This window comes from Tardiphaga sp. 839_C3_N1_4 (genome assembly GCF_051811045.1).
In the GTDB taxonomy this organism is placed as follows: Bacteria; Pseudomonadota; Alphaproteobacteria; order Rhizobiales; family Xanthobacteraceae; genus Tardiphaga.
Genome location: NZ_JBPWQD010000001.1, coordinates 2,482,173 through 2,498,862, shown reverse-complemented (window position 1 = coordinate 2,498,862; position 16,690 = coordinate 2,482,173). Strand labels below are relative to the sequence as shown.

14 protein-coding genes are annotated in these 16,690 nt (G+C 63.3%); 5 read left to right on the top strand and 9 right to left on the bottom strand.

Features of this window, described 5'->3' with window-relative positions:
* Positions 1–91: 91 nt before the first annotated feature.
* Positions 92–934: a CmcJ/NvfI family oxidoreductase gene (locus AB8A38_RS11915; RefSeq protein ID WP_439086137.1), complete on the top strand. Its 843-nt coding sequence runs from the start codon at positions 92–94 to the stop codon at positions 932–934.
* Positions 935–998: 64 nt separating this feature from the next.
* On the opposite strand, the gene AB8A38_RS11910 is transcribed toward AB8A38_RS11915, so the two are convergent.
* The gene (locus AB8A38_RS11910; protein ID WP_439086136.1) at positions 999–2,336 is read right to left on the bottom strand and encodes an LLM class flavin-dependent oxidoreductase; all 1,338 of its coding nucleotides are present in this window, start codon (positions 2,334–2,336) and stop codon (positions 999–1,001) included.
* A gap of 296 nt (positions 2,337–2,632) precedes the next feature.
* Here AB8A38_RS11910 and AB8A38_RS11905 point away from each other — a divergent pair, with 296 nt between their 5' ends.
* The 4 genes from AB8A38_RS11905 to AB8A38_RS11890 are packed head-to-tail and all read left to right on the top strand — an operon-like array spanning position 2,633 to position 7,846.
* Positions 2,633–4,252 carry an ABC transporter substrate-binding protein gene (locus AB8A38_RS11905; protein WP_439086135.1) on the top strand — a complete coding sequence of 540 codons (1,620 nt, stop codon included), beginning with the start codon at positions 2,633–2,635 and terminating at the stop codon, positions 4,250–4,252.
* Between the two features lie 8 nt (positions 4,253–4,260).
* The gene (locus tag AB8A38_RS11900) at positions 4,261–5,178 is read left to right on the top strand and encodes an ABC transporter permease (protein WP_439086134.1); all 918 of its coding nucleotides are present in this window, start codon (positions 4,261–4,263) and stop codon (positions 5,176–5,178) included.
* Positions 5,175–6,089 carry an ABC transporter permease gene (locus AB8A38_RS11895; RefSeq protein ID WP_439086133.1) on the top strand — a complete coding sequence of 305 codons (915 nt, stop codon included), beginning with the start codon at positions 5,175–5,177 and terminating at the stop codon, positions 6,087–6,089. The genes AB8A38_RS11900 and AB8A38_RS11895 overlap by 4 nt, the downstream gene beginning before the upstream one ends.
* Positions 6,086–7,846 (top strand): dipeptide ABC transporter ATP-binding protein, encoded by a 1,761-nt coding sequence (locus AB8A38_RS11890; protein WP_439086132.1) that lies wholly within the window; start codon positions 6,086–6,088, stop codon positions 7,844–7,846. The genes AB8A38_RS11895 and AB8A38_RS11890 overlap by 4 nt, the downstream gene beginning before the upstream one ends.
* 121 nt (positions 7,847–7,967) lie before the next feature.
* Here the strand turns inward: AB8A38_RS11890 and AB8A38_RS11885 are convergent, their stop codons facing one another.
* The 8 genes from AB8A38_RS11885 to AB8A38_RS11850 all read right to left on the bottom strand — a co-directional run bounded on the left by AB8A38_RS11885 (position 7,968) and on the right by AB8A38_RS11850 (position 16,557).
* On the bottom strand, positions 7,968–8,570 hold the full coding sequence (locus AB8A38_RS11885; protein WP_439086131.1) for an RBBP9/YdeN family alpha/beta hydrolase: 603 nt from the start codon (positions 8,568–8,570) through the stop codon (positions 7,968–7,970).
* 66 nt (positions 8,571–8,636) lie between these two features.
* Positions 8,637–10,028 carry an LLM class flavin-dependent oxidoreductase gene (locus tag AB8A38_RS11880; RefSeq protein WP_439086130.1) on the bottom strand — a complete coding sequence of 464 codons (1,392 nt, stop codon included), beginning with the start codon at positions 10,026–10,028 and terminating at the stop codon, positions 8,637–8,639.
* Positions 10,029–10,087: 59 nt separating this feature from the next.
* Entirely contained in the window at positions 10,088–11,248 is a 1,161-nt protein-coding gene (ssuD, locus tag AB8A38_RS11875; RefSeq protein ID WP_439086129.1) for an FMNH2-dependent alkanesulfonate monooxygenase, read from the bottom strand.
* Positions 11,245–12,177, bottom strand: coding sequence for a sulfonate ABC transporter substrate-binding protein (locus tag AB8A38_RS11870; RefSeq protein ID WP_439088507.1), 933 nt, complete (start codon positions 12,175–12,177; stop codon positions 11,245–11,247). Before AB8A38_RS11870 ends, ssuD begins: the two co-directional genes overlap by 4 nt.
* A gap of 213 nt (positions 12,178–12,390) precedes the next feature.
* Positions 12,391–13,215: an ABC transporter permease gene (locus tag AB8A38_RS11865; protein WP_439086128.1), complete on the bottom strand. Its 825-nt coding sequence runs from the start codon at positions 13,213–13,215 to the stop codon at positions 12,391–12,393.
* Positions 13,208–14,023: an ABC transporter ATP-binding protein gene (locus AB8A38_RS11860; protein ID WP_439086127.1), complete on the bottom strand. Its 816-nt coding sequence runs from the start codon at positions 14,021–14,023 to the stop codon at positions 13,208–13,210. The genes AB8A38_RS11865 and AB8A38_RS11860 overlap by 8 nt, the downstream gene beginning before the upstream one ends.
* A gap of 1 nt (position 14,024) precedes the next feature.
* A complete protein-coding gene (locus AB8A38_RS11855) occupies positions 14,025–15,032 on the bottom strand; it encodes an ABC transporter substrate-binding protein (protein WP_439086126.1) in 1,008 nt (335 codons plus the stop codon).
* 364 nt (positions 15,033–15,396) lie between these two features.
* A complete protein-coding gene (locus tag AB8A38_RS11850) occupies positions 15,397–16,557 on the bottom strand; it encodes an acyl-CoA dehydrogenase family protein (protein ID WP_439086125.1) in 1,161 nt (386 codons plus the stop codon).
* Positions 16,558–16,690: the final 133 nt, after the last annotated feature.

Sequence of the window (16,690 nt, the reverse complement as noted above, 5' to 3'; positions counted from 1 at the left end):
TCCCATTGGCGCGGTGGGTCTCCGGGATCAGATTGAATCAAATGGGCCGCATGAAATATGTGATGAGCCCATGTCAATCGGGAGAACGATCATGGGACTGCTCAACGAGAAGATCACGGCCGGTGCATTCGTCACCGCGGATCTGAATTACCTGGCGCCGATCAATGGCCGCCCTCGTACCTATACATTCGATCCTCCTGCTGGGGAGCCGCGTTCCACTGCGGAGCCGGAGCCGCACGCGGTTGCGATCCATGATGCGCGGCCGAGCATCGGTCAGTGGTCGCTCGATGAACACGGCTTCGCGGTGGCGCACCAGCACAGCGCGGTCTCCGATTTCTACGATGATGAGAACGTCAGGGGCGTCTACTATCCCGAAGCCGAGAAGCTGCTGAAGGACATAACCGGCGCGAGCCGTGTCTTCATCTTCGATCATACCGTGCGCAAGCGCGTCGATGGCGTCAATGACCGCGGCGACGGCCCGCGCCAGCCTGTCGCCCGGGTGCATGTCGATCATACGGATAGATCGGGTCCGCAACGTGTCCGCGATCTGCTCCCAGAAGACGCAGAAGAATTGCTCCAGGGTCGGGTGCAGATCATCAATCTGTGGCGTCCGATCCGTGGGCCTCTCAAGGATTCGCCGCTGGCGGTCGCCGATGCGCGGACCGTTCGCTTCGACGAACTCGTCGGATCGGATCTGGTCTATCAGCACCGGGTCGGTGAAACCTACGCGGTGAAATTCAATCCGCAGCATCGCTGGTACTACGTGCCGGATATGACGCCCGACGAGATATTGCTGCTGAAGTGCTATGATTCGGGCAAAGACGGCGTCGCGCGTTTCGCTCCGCACACGGCATTTGCCGATCCGACCGCGCCTGCAGATGCGCCGCCGCGCGAGAGCATCGAGCTGCGCGCGCTGGTGTTCCACGCGCCATAGGACGGGCTAGCGCGACCATGACTGCTCCCGTCGATCGCGGCGGGAGCAGTCACATGCGGTGATATCACGCCGTGACGGCCGCTGCGGGACGCTTTGCATAGCGGCTGGGCGGGCGTTCGAGTCCGAAGTGCTCGCGCAGCGTTGTACCCTCGTAGTCGCGGCGGAAGATGCCGCGCTTTTGCAGCAGCGGGACGACTTCGTCGACGAACACGGCCAGACCAGTCGGCAAGACGTCAGGCATCAGGTTGAAGCCATCGGCGGCACCGGCCCTGAACCAGGCTTCGATATCGTCGGCGATCGCCTCGGGTGTTCCGACGATGATGCGATGGCCGACCCCGCCGCCCAGCGCCTTGAGCAGTTGCCGCACCGTCAGATTATCCTTGCGGGCCATGGCGACGGTGCCCTTGAACATCGTCTGGTTGGCATTAGCGGGCAGTGGAATGTCCGGCAGTGGCTTGTCGAGTTCGAGCATGTCGGGCGAGACATGCAGTGTTCCTGCCAGGCGCGACAGGCTGTACTGGATCGGCACCAGGTCCCACAATTCGTCTTGCCGTCGCTGCGCCTCGGCCTCGGTGCTGCCGATGATGGTCGCGAGGCCCGGCAGGATCACAATGGAATCCGACGGGCGGCCATAGGCGACGGCCCGCGCCCGCAGATCACGCGCATAGGCGACACCATCCTCGATCGATTGCGACAGCGTGAACACCGCATCGGCCTGTGCCGCGGCGAGGTCGCGGCCGTCGCTGGATCCCCCGGCCTGTACGGTAATCGGCCGTCCCTGCGGCGAGCGCGGCACGGTCAGCGCACCGGCTACAGTATAATGTGTGCCGCGATGATCGATGGCGTGAACCTTCGACGTATCGACGAAGCGCGCTGATGCCTTGTCGCCGACAAAGGCATCGTCTTCCCAGCTGTCCCACAGCGCGTGCACGACCTCGGCGAATTCCTTCGCGCGTTCATAGCGCAAGCCGTGTTCGAGCACGTTCGACAGACCGAAATTGCGGCTCGCAGACGCGTCCGCCGTGGTCACCGCATTCCAGCCGACGCGGCCACCGCTCGCATGGTCGAGCGTCGCGAAGCGCCGCGCGATATTATACGGCTCGTTATAGGTCGTGGATGCGGTGGCGATCAGGCCGATATGCGTGGTCGCGGCAGCCACGCTAGCCAGAACGATGGTCGGCTCCATGGATTGAAACGGCCGCAGGTCGATGCGGTCGGTGATGGCCGGCGTGTCGGCGAGAAAGATCGCGTCGAATTTTCCGCGCTCGGCGATCTTCGCGACATTTACATAGTGCTGCACGTCATAGAATGCTCCGGGATCGCTCTCAGGTAGCCGCCATGCCGATGCATAGACCCCGGAATGGAGCAGGTTCACGTTGAGATGCAGTTTGCGTTCACTCATGGAGCATTCCTGATGGGCGATGCGGAGAGCGATCCAGTTGTCTTCGGGCTCGCGCGTATGACATTCGCCCACTGATCGCATCGCATCGCGAATGATCTTTCAAACTTGGTGTCGCGACGGTGAGATCGCGTGAAGTGCATTGTCTTTGCGCGGATTGCAGATTTAGATCGCGCTACAAATTGCTACCGCGTTGCAGCGCTCAGATGAAGTGGCAACTCCATGTCATTGATCACTTCAGAAAATGCGAGACGTTGCTGCCGCGGTTGGTAGTCAAAAACACCAACGGACGGTCCCCAATGAGGAAGATTAGTATTTCGGCGCGCGCGTCGATTGCCATCGTGTCGGTCATGCTTGGCGGGCAGCTTGCGCAGGCGCAGGAGGGCAAGCCGGTTTCGGGCGGCGCCATCACATGGGGCGTTGCGACCGAGCCGAGCTGCTTCGATCCGCATCGCGCCTCCCAGCAGGCCGCGTTTTTCGTGGCGCGCAACTATATCGACTCGCTGGTCGGCAAGAAGACCGACGGCACCTTCGCGCCATGGCTGGCGACTGAGTGGTCGATCTCGCCGGACGGCAAGGAATATACGTACAAGCTGCGCGAGGACGTCGTCTTCCACGACGGCGAGAAGTTCGACGCCGCGGCGGTGAAGGCGAATTACGATTTCGTCAAGAAGCCGGAGAATGCCACCAACGCGGTAGCGCTGCTGCAATATTTCGATCGCGCCGAAGTCGTGTCGCCCTATGTCGTCAAATTGATCCTGACGCAGCCGGATTCGACATTCCTGGAGTCCACGTCCAACGTCAAACTGGGCATCATCTCGCCGAAGGCACTTGCAAAAGGCGACCTGTGCGGCGGCGGGCCACTGCTGGCGGGCACCGGGCCGTTCGTGTTCGAGCGCTACAGCCGCGGCCAGTCGGCGGTGTTCGTGCGCAACAAGGATTACAAGTGGGGACCGGGTTATGCCGCGCATACCGGTCCGGCCTATCTCGATCGCGTGACCTTGCGGTTCCTGCCGGAGGCGGCAGTGCGGGCCGGGGCGCTGACGTCGGGACAGGTCGATCTGATCGAAGGCGTGCAGCCGACCGACGTGGCGCTGTTCGCGGATCAGGCCGAATTCAAATTGCTGACCGGCCCGTCCGGCGCCAGCACGTCGTTCACGTTCAACATCAACTACACCATTCCGCCCGCGGATGACGTGCGGGTCCGGCGCGCGCTGCGAGACGGTTTCGATCTCGAACCGCTGGTCAAGCAGGTCTATCTCGGTACGGTGCCGCGTGCATGGTCCATCATCGGCCCCGCCAACCCGGCCTATAACAAGGCGCTGGTCGGTGCATGGGGCAACAATATCGCAGGCGCCAACAAGCTGCTCGACGAAGCCGGATGGACCGGCCGCGATTCTGAAGGCTTCCGCGCCAAGAACGGCGTGCGCCTGAAGATCGACGTCGGTTATCCGCAGCCCTATGTCCGCGACAACCGCGAAGTGCTGATCCAGGGCATCCAGGCCGCGCTGCGCAAGAATATCGGCTTCGATCTCAACCTGCGCATCATCACCGCCGGCGAGTATGCCAAGAACAACGCCAATGGTACCTGGACGATCTATCCGAACACCGACAATCCATCGGATCCCGCGCGGGAATTGTGGGACATGCTCGGCTCCAAGGGCTTTCTGTACTCTAACATCGCCAATCCGGATCCTCAGATCACGGGTCTGATCGATGAAGCGCTGCGCGCGACCGACGTGGCGAAGAAGCGTGCCCTCACGGATGAAATCCAGAAGCTCGGCGTCGATCAGGCCTTCATCGTGCCGATGTTCGCTCCGAGCTGGTTCCTGGCGGCGAAGAACAACGTCAACGGGCTGAGCTTCGAGGCTGGTCTGGACTCGCCATCGAGCGCCTATGACTTCTGGCTGGCGAAGTAGACGAGATCATGTGGTCTCGTATCATTTCCAGATTGCTCACCAGTCTCGTGGTGGCCTGGGCAAGTGTAACGGCGGCATTCTTGGCGCTGCACGCCTTGCCGGGGCGCATCCAGGATATCCTGGCGGGCGATCTGGAATATCCAGGGCTGCGCGAGGCGATTGCGGCGGAGTGGGGGCTCGACCGCAGTTTGCCCGCGCAGTACCTGGATTTTCTTCTGCGCATCCTGCAGGGCGATTTCGGAACATCCTATGTGCTGCGTCAGCCCGTCACCGAGGTGGTGGGATCACAACTGATGCCGACGGTGCAACTGGCACTGCTCGGCGGACTTCTGGCCATCGTGATCGCAGTCGCGCTTGCATTGCTCACGGCAGGGCGTGGGCGCATCTCGCGCCAGATCGCATCCTTTCTGGAACTGGTATTCGCGTCGACGCCGGTGTTCTGGCTCGGCATTCTGCTGCTGATTGCGTTCTCGTTCACGCTGCGCTGGTTTCCGGTGTCCGGGGCCAGCGGCTGGAAATCGATTGTGCTGCCGTCCTTGACACTGGCATTGCCGACGGCGGGCCTCCTGGCGCAGGTGCTCCGCGAGGCGATGGAGAAGACGCTCGATCAGCCCTTCGTCACCACGGTGCGTTCGCGCGGCGTCGGCGAGCTCATGATCCGCGCGCGCCATGTGTTGCGGCACGCCTTGTTGCCGGCGGTGACGCTCGGCGGCTGGCTGATCGGCGGACTGCTCGGCGGCGCCGTGATCACCGAGAAAGTTTTCGGACGCCCTGGTCTCGGCACCGTGACGCTCGGCGCCGTGCTGACCCATGACGTACCGGTGGTGCTGGCCGTGGTGCTGCTGGCCGCTTTCATCCATGTCGCTGCGTCGACTGTGCTCGACATCCTGTATCTGCTGATCGACCCGAGACTGAGGGCGCAATGAACATTCAAACGCGTCCGCTCGCGGACTTGTCCGTCGCGCTCGACCCGCAGGTTAACCCGCCCGGTGCGGTGGAACCGGTGACGACGGCGGCCGTGATCGCGCCGCGATTGCTGTCGCCAGGCCTTGCGATCTCGCTGGCGTTCCTGTTCGTGCTGCTTCTGGCCGCAGCATTCCCACGCGCCTTCACCCAGTTCGATCCGCTGATCGGCGATTACGTGCTGGGGCTGAAGCCGCCGAGCTGGGAGCATCTGTTCGGCACCGACCGGCTCGGCCGCGACGTGTTCGCGCGGACCATCCACGGCACGCGTTATTCGCTCCTGATCGGGCTCGGCGGCATGGCGATCAGCCTGGCCTTCGGCATCGTGCTCGGCATTCTCGCCGGACAGCGTAACCGCTTTCTCGATGAGGCCACGTCGCGCGTGTTCGACGTGCTGTCGTCGTTCCCCGGCGTGCTGCTGGCGATGTTGGTGGTCACGTTTCTGGGGCAGGGTATGCTCAACATCGCCATCGCGGTCGGCATTGCCGGCATTCCGAAATTCGGTCGCGTCATCCGTGCCCAAACGCAATTGGTGCGCGATGCCGATTACGTGACGCATGCGGTCGTCTATGGCCTCGGCCGCTGGCAGATCTTCATCCGCCACGTGCTGCCGAATGTCTTGGTCGCCGTGCCGGTGATCGCGACGGTCTATATCGGCAATACGATCCTCGCGGTGTCGGGCCTCAGCTTTCTGGGGCTCGGCCCGCAGCCTCCGACGCCGGAATGGGGCGTGATGCTGGCGGAGAGTCGCGACGTGCTGCGCGTGGCGTGGTGGCCCGGCGTATTTCCCGGCCTCGCCATCACACTGACCGTGATCGCCTTCACGCTGGTCGGCAATGCCATCCAGAAACGGTTCGAGGGACGGCTGGCATGACCGACAAACCATATCTGGTCGTTCCGCAGCCCGATGATCTGCTGATCGACATCGAGGGGCTCTCGATTGGTTTTGCTGGCGCCAATGGCGGCGCGCCTATCGTCCGGAACTTCGACCTGACGATCCGCCGCGGCGAATGCGTGGCGCTGGTCGGCGAGTCCGGATCGGGCAAGAGCATTACCGCACGCAGCCTGCTAAACCTGTCCGGCGATGGGGCCGAGATCGACGCTGACCGTTTCCAGATCAAGGGCCGTAATGCGTTGCAGTTTCGCGAAGCCGACTGGCGCAAGCTGCGCGGCACGGTCACCGGCCTTGTCATGCAGGACGCGCTGGTGTCGCTGGATCCGCTGCGCACTATCGGCCAGGAAGTCGGCGAGGCGCTCTCCGCGCATCGGACATTACGTGGGCGACAAACAGTTGCCGCACGTGTCACCGATGTGCTCCGCAAGGTCGGCATTCCCGATCCCGAACATAGAGCTGCACAATATGCGCATCAGCTCTCCGGCGGTTTGCGCCAGCGCGCATTGATTGCGTCGGCCATTGCGGCCGACCCGGATCTCATCATCGCAGACGAACCGACCACATCGCTGGACGTCACCGTCCAGGCGCAGGTGCTTGCCGTATTGGCCGAGCGCGTGCGGGAAGGCGCCGGGCTGCTGTTGATTAGCCATGATCTCGCTGTCGTGGCCGGAATCGCCGATCGGGTGATCGTGATGCGCGACGGCCGCATCGTGGACAGCGGAGCTACGGCGGATGTCTTGCGCCGTCCGCGCCATCCCTATACGCGCCAGCTTCTTGCTGCGATTCCATCCGCTGCTTCAAAGGGACATCTGCTCGCCTCCGCGCGGTTTGACGTCGCCGGCGCCGAAGGCGGCAGCGCAAACGGGTCGATCATCGTCCGTAAGCCGCTTCCGGCCCGCAAGCCATCGGATGACGCCGTGGTGCTGCAGGTGGACGGCATATCGAAGCGATACGTATCGCGGCGGACCGCGGGCCGCGAACCGTCTCTTCCGGCATTGGACCAGGTCAGCTTTGCTGTAAAGGCCGGTGAGGTCGTAGGCATTGTCGGCGAGTCCGGTTCGGGCAAGTCGACATGCGCCAAGATCGTGCTCGGCCTGCTTGCGCCGGACGAGGGCGAGGTGCGCCTGCTCGGGCAGCGCTGGTCCGGGGTGGCGGAGGCCGAGCGGCGCGCGCTGCGCGCAAGGCTGCAATATATCCCGCAGGATGCCCTCAGCAGTTTCGATCCGCGCTACCGGGTCGCCGATGTGATTGCCGAAAACCTGACCGGCGATGCGCGCACAAAGCGCGACCGCATCGTCGCGCTGCTCGAGCAGGTCGGTCTGAACGCGGGGCATCTCGGTCGTTACCCGCGGTCGCTGTCGGGCGGCCAGCGGCAGCGTGTCTCCATTGCACGTGCGCTGGCGGCGGAGCCGGACATCATCGTTTGCGACGAACCGGTGTCGGCGCTCGACGTTTCGATCCAGGCGCAGGTGCTGGACCTCCTGAGCGAGCTGCAGGCGCGCCTCGGCACGGCGCTGCTTTTCATTTCTCACGATTTGGGCGTCGTCCAGCATATCGCCGATCGTGTGCTGGTGTTTCACCGCGGGCGGATCGTCGAATCCGGACCGGTCGATCAGGTGTTTTCCAACCCGGCCGATGATTACACCAGGGCCTTGTTGTCATCGATCCCCGCCATCGAGAGTGCTTTCGTGCGTTCGTCTGCAAATGCGGCGATAGCTGACCTTTCCAGAGCATGATTGATTGAAACTAGTCCAGGAGTTCGTCATTGCGAGCGCAGCGAAGCAATCCAGAAAGCTACAAAGGAAGACTGGATTGCTTCGTCGCAAACGCTTCTCGCAATGACGACGCAAATGACGCCTAAGCCGCCGGAATTCGTTTGCCTGGCATGTCCCTGAACAGCCGGGTCTTTCGCTGTTGTGCCGCGTCGGCTGTCACAACGAGAGCGTCCACCATGCCATGCGCGGCTGGCCACCAGCCAAAGCCCGACGCGATATTGATGTGGCCGGCATCGCCCATATTGACGAAGTCCGAGCCCCAGCTCTCGGCCAGCATGCGCGCTCGCTGCAGCGACATGAAGGGATCGTTGCTGCTGGCGACGACGATGCTCGGAAACGGCAGGGATGTCGTCGGCATCGGTGCAAAGTTGCGCAATTGCGGGAATGCGTCGGTGTTCGTTTCCACATCGGCCGGTGCGACCAGAAGTGCGCCGCCGATTTTGATGTCCGGCACCCGCAGTGCTGCATGGGCAATGAGGATACAGCCGAGACTGTGGGCGACTGCGATCGCGCCGGGATTGGCATCTGCGCTCGACAGAAGTCGCTCCACCCAGCGATCGAGCACAGGTGCGTCCCAGTCGTCCTGCTCGACGCGGCGCGCAAACGGCGTATGGCTCTGCAACAGGGTCTGCCAGTGGCCGTCCGGCGAGCCGTGAAGGCCCGGAATGATCAGAGCGCCCCGCATGCGTCGATCCTTCTGCTGTTTTGGTGCCAGCCCGGGCGGAAGGCCGACGTCGAGTCGTTCGGGCCGTTACTCCGCGGCGATAGCGGATGGCAGCGCGGGGCGGAACGAGGAGGCTGGATGCGGCACCTGCAGCCGTGCGCGACCCGCACCGAACAGTTTTTCGCGAAGCGTGCCGGGCGTATAGGCACTCTTGTAGATGCCGCGCCGGGTCAGTTCCGGAACCAGGAGATCGACGATGTCCTCGAAGCTTCCTGGCGAGATCGCGAAGGCGAGGTTCAGGCCATCGACGTCGGTCTGCGCGACCCAGTCCTCGATGGCGTCCGCCACCTGCTCCGGCGTTCCGACCACGATTGGCCCGATGCCGCCGATGCCGACATGCTCGGCAACCTCGCGCACCGTCCAGGTGCGATCGGGATCGGCGCGGGTGATATTGTCCATCGCCGTGCGGCCGGCCTCGTTGTGGACGTGCTCCACCTTCTGGTCGAGGTCATAGGTCGAGAAATCGACGCCGGTCCAGCCGGACATCAGCGTCAGGGCGCCCTCATGGTTGATGTAGCGACGATACTCCGCATGCTTCGCGGCGGCTTCCTCCTCGGTGCGGCCGAGGATCACCGTCATCATGCTGAACATCAGGATTTCAGACGGGTCGCGCCCTGTCTCTGCCGTAAGCGCGCGGATCGCAGCGACGCGCGGCGCGATCACCTTTGCGGACGGACCGGACATGAACACGCATTCGGCGTGTTGCGCGGCGAACAGTTTTCCGCGCAGCGACGTTCCGGCCTGATACAGCACCGGCGTTCGTTGCGGTGACGGCTCGGAGAGGTGGATGGCGTCGAGCGTGTAGTTCTCGCCGTAATGCTGGACGCGGTGAACACGCGACGGCTCGGTGAAGATGCCGCGCGCCTTGTCGCGCTGCACGGCGTCGTCTTCCCAGCTGCCCTCCCACAGCTTGTAGACGACCTCCATATACTCTTCGGCGACATTGTAGCGGTCGTCATGGGCGTTCTGGCTGGCCTTGCCCATGCCCTTGGCGGCGCTGTCGAGATAGCCGGTGACGATGTTCCAGCCGATGCGGCCATCGGTGAGGTGATCCAGGGTCGACATCCGGCGGGCGAATGGATAGGGCGGCTCGTAAGACAGCGTACAGGTCACGCCGAAACCGAGATTCTCAGTGACGGCAGCCATCGCTGACACCAGCAGCAGCGGGTCGTTCACCGGCACCTGCGCGGCATTGCGCAATGCCGCGTCCGGATTGCCGCCGAACACGTCGTAGACGCCGAGCACATCTGCAAGGAACAGTCCGTCGAACCGTCCGCGTTCCAGCGTTTGCGCGAGATCGAGCCAGTAGGGCAGGCGATTATAGTCGCCGGAGCGATCGTCGGGATGCGTCCACAGGCCGGGCGACTGGTGCGCCACGCAGTTCATGGCAAATGCGTTGAGGCGAATCTGTTTCGTCACGTGGTGTCCTCCAGATGCCGCGGCGTCGTTGCGCCGCTGAGATCAAGACCGGTGGCGCGTCAAACTTTTGCAATCGCCCGGCGGTGATCGGCGAGTGGCTCTCCGAACGGGCCGGTATTGGCACGGAACTGCCGGACATTGTCGGTCCGTTGCAGCGACAGCAGCGGGAATACCAGTTCGGCAAACCGATAGGCCTCTTCGAGGTGCGGATAGCCAGACAGGATGAACGTATCGATGCCGAAGTCCTGATATTCGCGGATGCGTGCGGCGACCGTGGCGGGATCGCCGACCAGCGCCGTGCCAGCGCCGCCGCGCACCAGGCCTACACCGGCCCACAGATTCGGGCTGACCTCGAGCCGGTCGCGCCGGCCGCCGTGCAATTGCGACATGCGCTGCTGGCCGACGGAATCCATTCGCCCGAGAATTTGCTGCGCGGATGCGATCGTGTCGTCGGTGAGATGCTCGATCAGTTCGTCGGCGGCCTTCCATGCCGCCTCGTTGGTATGGCGGACGATGACATGCAGCCGAATGCCGAACGTGATCTTGCGGCCGCGCTGCTCGGCGATCCCGCGCACGCGTGCGATCTTCTCCGCGACTTGCGCCGGGGGCTCGCCCCAGGTCAGGTATTTGTCGACGGTATCGACGGCGACATCGATCCCGGCATCCGACGATCCGCCAAAATAGAACGGCGGGTGGGGCGTCTGGATCGGCGGGTAGAGGATGCGGCCGTCTTCGACCGTGATGTGCTTGCCCGCGACAGTGACGGCTTCGCCGGCGAGCTCCCGCGCGTAAACATTCAGAAACTCACGGGTGACCTCATAGCGTTCGTCGTGATCGAGGAAGACGCCATCGCCCTTGTTCTCGACGGCATCGCCGCCCGTCACGATGTTGATGAGCAACCGTCCGTTGGTCAGGCGATCCAGCGTGGCAGTCATGCGCGCCGCTACCGTGGGCGACTGCAGTCCGGGTCGCACCGCGACGAGATAGCGCAATCGTTCCGTCCACGGCGCGATGGCCGATGCGATGACCCAGGAGTCTTCGCAATTGCGCCCGGTGGGGAGCAGGGCCCCGTAATAGCCGAGCTTGTCCGCGGCACGCGCAATCTGCCGCAGATAGTCGAAATCGACCTCGCGCGCGCCGGCCGTGGTTCCGAGATAGTGGCCGTCGCCACTGGTCGGCAGGAACCAGAGAATCTTGAGAGCGTCGTCGGCAGCGGTCATGGTGCGGGTGTCCCGGCGGCGTCGGCTACGGCAATGGCTTTCGGGATCAGTCCGAGTGCGAGAAACGTATCGGCCAGTTGCTGCTGCTCGGTGATGACCTTGCGATCAATCGGTTTGATCCCGTAGGCCTGCCGCTTGAGCGCGACCTCCAGGACGGGAACCGGCAGGCCGACCGACGGGCTCAACTGCTCGGCCACGGCCTTGATGTCTGTCTTGGCCCAGTCGTCGACTTCCCGCAGGCCTTCGAGAATCGCATCGACCACCTTTGGATCGGATTCCAGGAATTTCTGCGATGACAGATAGAACTGGTAGTTCGACACGGTATCGGTGCCGTCGGCGAGAACTGTCGCCTCGATCGCGGCTTCAGCGGCCGCCTGGAACGGATCCCAGATCACCCAGGCATCCACGGCACCGCGCTCGAACGCCGCCCGCGCGTCAGCCGGCGCCAGGAACACCGGAGTGATGTCGGAATATTTGACGTTGGCTTTCTCCAGCGCCTTGACGAGGAGATAGTGAACGTTGGAGCCCTTGTTGAGTGCGACCTTCTTGCCCTTCAGCTCGGCGACCGATTTGATCGGACTGCCTTTCGGCACCAGGATCGCTTCGCCCTTGGGCGCTGGCGGCTCGTAGGCGACATAGCGGATCGGTGCGCCGGCGGCCTGCGCGAAGATCGGCGGCGCCTCGCCGGTGTTACCGAAATCGAGCGCACCAACATTGATGGCTTCCAGCAGCGCGGGGCCTGCCGAAAACTCCGTCCACTTGATGGACCAGCCAAGCGCCTTCAGGCGTGGCTCAAGGCTGCCTTTGCTCTTCAGCAGAACCAGCTTGCCGTATTTCTGGAAGCCAATCCGGACGGTCTTCTCTTGCGCGTGCGCTGATCCGGAACCGATCAGCGTGGGAGCGGAGACGACAGCCACGCCGAGACCCATGGCGATGGCGGCTTTCAAGATCATTCGTCTGGCATGCATTGTCGTTGTCCTGCATTGGGGCGTGAAAGGCGCCATCACCGATGACGCATTAGAGTCCCAAGCAGGCGATCTGGGGAATTCCAAAAACCGGGACGATCATGGGTTGATCGCTCTGCACAATGCCGCCATCCGGAGAACGTTGTGCTTCCGGTATTGCCGCCGCAGATTGCTCGCTCAGGCCTGCTCCTGGCCCCAGCGCTGCACCGTGATCCGCGTCAATGTGCGAAAGATAACCCCTTCGACGACGAGGCCGATCAGGATCACCGTCAGCAGTCCCGCGAACACGCTGGCCGTCTCCAACTGTGCACGGCTGGTGTAGATGAACCAGCCGAGACCGCCAGAACGGGCACTGACGCCGAACACCAGTTCGGCCGCGATCAGGGTCCGCCATGCGAAGGCCCAGCCGATCCGCAGGCCCGACAGGATCTGCGGAAATGCCGCGGGCACCAGAATCTCCACGACAAAGCGGCCGCCGGACAGGCCGAGATTGCGGCCAGCCATCCGCAGCGTCGGCGGCACGGCAAGGAAGCCGCCATAGCAGGCCAGCGCCACCGGCCACAGCACGGAATGGACGATGACGAAGATCAGGCTCGGCGTGCCGATGCCGAACCACAGCAATGCAACGGGCAGCAGCGCGATGGCGGGAAGCGGATTGAACATGGATGTCAGCAGCCCGAGCGCTTCGTTGCCCCAGCGTGACAGTGCGGCGAGGGTGGTGAGGACCGCGGCGACGGCGACGCCCAGCGCATAGCCGGTGATCAGGACGCGCAGCGACGTCAGGGTGCGGTCCGGCAGTTCACCGGAGACGATCGCCGCCCACAGCGCCGACAAAGTCGCGCCCATGGTCGGCAGCAGCAACGCGTTGTCGAGCCAGCGCGCATAAAGCTCCCAGATCAGCGCAAAGCCCGCGAGGATCACGGCGCGGCGCCACGGCGTACCATCGAACACGCGCCGCAAAGCGGGCGCGCGCACCAGTTTCGGCGCAGCAATATCAGACATGTTCGGTTTCCGGGTCGGCGAAAACGCTCTGCTGGATCTGTCGTTCCAACTCGGCGAAGCGCGCGGTGCCGCGGATGCGAGTGTCGGGCGGCACGTCGAATGTCGCGGCCAGCCGGCCGGGATGTGGCGTCAGTGCGAGGATGCGGGTGCCGACGCGGATTGCCTCGTCGATGCCATGAGTGACGAACAGGGTCGTGCTGCCGGTCTCCTCGCACAGCTTCAGCAGTTCGTCCTGCATTTGCCGGCGCGTCAGCGCATCCAGTGCCGCAAACGGCTCGTCCATCAGCAGCAATGCCGGCTCGAGCGCGAAGGCACGGGCGATGGCGACGCGCTGCTTCATGCCGCCGGACAGCGTATGCGGATAGGTATCGACGAAATTCTTCAGCCCGACGCGGCTGAGCCAGTGGCGCGCCACCTCTTCCGCCTGCGAGCGCGGCAGCGACTTGCCGCGTTGCAGTGCGTAGCGGACATTGCCGAGCACCGTGCGCCACGGCAGTAACTGGTCGAATTCCTGAAACACCGTCATGCGGTCAGGGCCGGGCGCATCGATGGGCCGCCCGTGTAGCCGGATCTCGCCGGTGCTTGGCTTCAGAAAACCGCCGACTGCGCGCAGCAGCGTGGACTTGCCGCAGCCGGACGGGCCGAGCAGCACCAGCCGCTCGCCGGCCGACAGTGTGAAGCTGACATCCTCGACGGCCGTGAGGATGCCGTCGCGGGTGGGATAGCTGATGCTGACATGGTCGAGCGCCAGCAGCGGCGCCGTTACGGCGTCGCCGACGAAGTCAGCCGATCGCGGCGCGACGTTCACGTCAGCTTCCCGGCTTTTCCCCGAGGCCGGACCAGAACAGATCCCGCCACGACGCCGGCGCCTGCTTGATCAGGCCGACCTTGGCCTCGAAGTCGGCGAATTTCTGCGCGCCTTCGGGAATTGTCGTGAAGTTGATGTTCTTGTCGCGGATGATGCCCTCGACGAAATCCGGCGCAAGCTTCGAGTTTTCCGCCTTGATGTATAGCGCGGTGGCCTCCTTCGGATTGGCCTTGATCCAGTCATTGGCGCGGTCGAGGCCGCGCACGAAGGCCTGGATCGTCTTCGGATTGTCATTGACGAATTTGGTGGTGGCATAGACCACGTTGAACGTATGCGGGCCGCCGAGCACGTCGTAGCTGTTCAGCACCTGGTGCACTTTTCCGCTGGCGAGTTGCTGCTGCGAGAACGGTGGCGACGTGAAATGTGCCGTGATCTCGGAGCGACCCGACAGGATCTGCGCCGTTGCGTCCGGATGCGGCATGCTGACGGTGAGTTCGTCGAGCTTGTCGTATTTGCCGAACGCCTTGTCGGCCGCCATCTGCAGTACGATCGGCTGGAAGCCGACCTTGACCGACGGCAGCGCGATGCGGTCCTTCTCGGTGAAGTCGGCCAGTGTCTTGATGTTCGGATTGTTGGTGGTCAGGATATTGGCCATTGATCCCAAGGCGGCGACGCCGATGATCTTGGCGGTGGTCCGCGTCTTGTCCCAGGTCAGGATCATCGGCGTGATGCCGGCGGTCGCGAAATCCAGTCCGCCGGAAATCAGTGCTTCATTCATCGATGCGGCGCCCGAGAGCCGCAGCCATTCGATCTTCGGCGGCGTGATGCCAAGCGCCTTGGCTTCGTCCTCGATCAAGCCTCGTTCGCTCGCGACGATGAGCGGGAGATAGGCGATCCCGAACTGCTGCGCGATACGGAGTTGGGCCGTCTCGGCTCGAACGCCTTGCATAGTCGCCGCGACAAAGCCCAACGCGAGCGCGCCGACGTGCAAAAATCTTGCTGTCTTCATGGTGTGTTTCTTCAATGCCGGCTTGTGCGAGCCAAGTGTCGCGGTTTCAACAATTCGCAATTACACTTCAGGAAATCAGCAAAATGGTCCAGCACGCAGATGCGATGGCACCATGTTCGGAAGAAGCCTGCTGGCACGGCGGTGAATGTAGGAGAGTTTTCTCGGAATTGATTGTACGAGAGAACGTCATTGACCTGCCGGTCAGCAGGTTCGGGGCGGGGTTGCTGATTGGGGGGCTGTCTCAAGCGAGACGTCTGGCAATTTCGGCACCCGCGCGCCGCCTCAGGATGGCCATCGACCTCCTGACGCCATCCCTAAATGGTCGCAGCACTCGATCAAACAGCAACGGCTTTCGCCGTGCGCGTCATTGCTGATCCGCCTTCCAGTCGCGCTTGATCTTCTTGGCGAGCGACCATTTGTGGACTTCGGTCGGACCGTCATAGATGCGGAACGCGCGGATCTCGCGGAAGGCCTGTTCGACGATGGTTTCGCCGGACACACCGGTGCCGCCCATCACCTGAACGCAGCGATCGGCGATCCGCATCAGCGCTTCCGACACGGCCACCTTGGCCATCGAACTTTCGGCCGTGCCGAGCGAGCCGGTGTCGAGCACATCGGCGCACCAGTCGATCATCAGTTCCGACTGTTTGATGTCGATCAGGTTTTCCGCCAGCATGAAGCCGACGCCTTCGTGATCGATTAGGGGCTTTCCGAACGCATGGCGACGACAGGCATAGTCGGTCGCGATCTCGTTGGCGCGGATCGCAAGACCCAGCCAACGCATGCAATGTGACAGGCGCGCCGGGCTGAGGCGGATTTGCGCGTATTTGAATCCGTCGCCCGAGGCGCCAAGCATCTGGTCTGCGGGGACGCGCAGGTTTTCGATCTCGATCTCCGCATGGCCGCCGGGCATCGAGTTGTCGATCGTATCCAGCACGCGCAGGGTGCGGATTGCGGGATCGGGCAGATCGACGAGGAACATGCACGCGCCGTCGTCGGACTTCGCCATGACGATGCCGACCTTGGCGCCTTCCGCACCGGTGATGAACTTCTTCCGCCCGTTGATCACCCAGTGATTGCCATCGAGCCTGCAGGTGGTCTGCATCATCGACGGATCGGAGCCTGCGCCGCCTTCGTCTGCCGGCTCGGTCATGAAGAATGCCGAACGTGCTTTGCCCGACACCAGCGGTTCCAGAAAACGCGTCTTCTGCTCGGCGGTGCCGACCTTGCCGAGCAGATACATATTGCCCTCATCGGGCGCCATCGTGTTGCAAGCAAGCGGGCCTAGCGGCGAAAGGCCGGATTTGATCAGGGCTATAGCCGTTTCGCGCTGCGTCAGATGTGATCCATCCGCAAGAATGTGCGGGGTCAGAACGCCGGCCTTGCGCGCCTTGTCGCGCAGCTCCTGCACCAGTTCGTCGCTCGGGCCGTGCGCGCCTGTTCGTGGGTCTTTCTCATAGGGAACGACCTCGGTGCGGATGAAGGTCTCGATCTTGGCGGCAATGGCGTCGGCGCGATCGGTCATGGAAGCGGATACTCCGGTCGGTCCCCTTGGGCGAAGCCCTGGGGCAGGATTGAGGCATGCGCGGCCGATCACGGTACGGGTGGCGACCAGCAGCGAGGTGAGGGATAACATTTACACAGTCAGTATGCCCGAT

Excerpts from the sequence above, each read along its gene's own strand:
- AB8A38_RS11895 (WP_439086133.1), top strand. The coding sequence starts at position 5,175 with ATGAACATTCAAACGCGTCCGCTCGCGGACTTGTCCGTCGCGCTCGAC.
- AB8A38_RS11900 (WP_439086134.1), top strand. The coding sequence starts at position 4,261 with ATGTGGTCTCGTATCATTTCCAGATTGCTCACCAGTCTCGTGGTGGCC.
- AB8A38_RS11850 (WP_439086125.1), bottom strand. The coding sequence starts at position 16,557 with ATGACCGATCGCGCCGACGCCATTGCCGCCAAGATCGAGACCTTCATC.
- AB8A38_RS11910 (WP_439086136.1), bottom strand. The coding sequence starts at position 2,336 with ATGAGTGAACGCAAACTGCATCTCAACGTGAACCTGCTCCATTCCGGG.
- AB8A38_RS11865 (WP_439086128.1), bottom strand. The coding sequence starts at position 13,215 with ATGTCTGATATTGCTGCGCCGAAACTGGTGCGCGCGCCCGCTTTGCGG.
- AB8A38_RS11915 (WP_439086137.1), top strand. The coding sequence starts at position 92 with ATGGGACTGCTCAACGAGAAGATCACGGCCGGTGCATTCGTCACCGCG.
- AB8A38_RS11855 (WP_439086126.1), bottom strand. The coding sequence starts at position 15,032 with ATGAAGACAGCAAGATTTTTGCACGTCGGCGCGCTCGCGTTGGGCTTT.
- ssuD (WP_439086129.1), bottom strand. The coding sequence starts at position 11,248 with ATGACCGCTGCCGACGACGCTCTCAAGATTCTCTGGTTCCTGCCGACC.
- AB8A38_RS11885 (WP_439086131.1), bottom strand. The coding sequence starts at position 8,570 with ATGCGGGGCGCTCTGATCATTCCGGGCCTTCACGGCTCGCCGGACGGC.
- AB8A38_RS11905 (WP_439086135.1), top strand. The coding sequence starts at position 2,633 with ATGAGGAAGATTAGTATTTCGGCGCGCGCGTCGATTGCCATCGTGTCG.
- AB8A38_RS11870 (WP_439088507.1), bottom strand. The coding sequence starts at position 12,177 with ATGGGTCTCGGCGTGGCTGTCGTCTCCGCTCCCACGCTGATCGGTTCC.
- AB8A38_RS11890 (WP_439086132.1), top strand. The coding sequence starts at position 6,086 with ATGACCGACAAACCATATCTGGTCGTTCCGCAGCCCGATGATCTGCTG.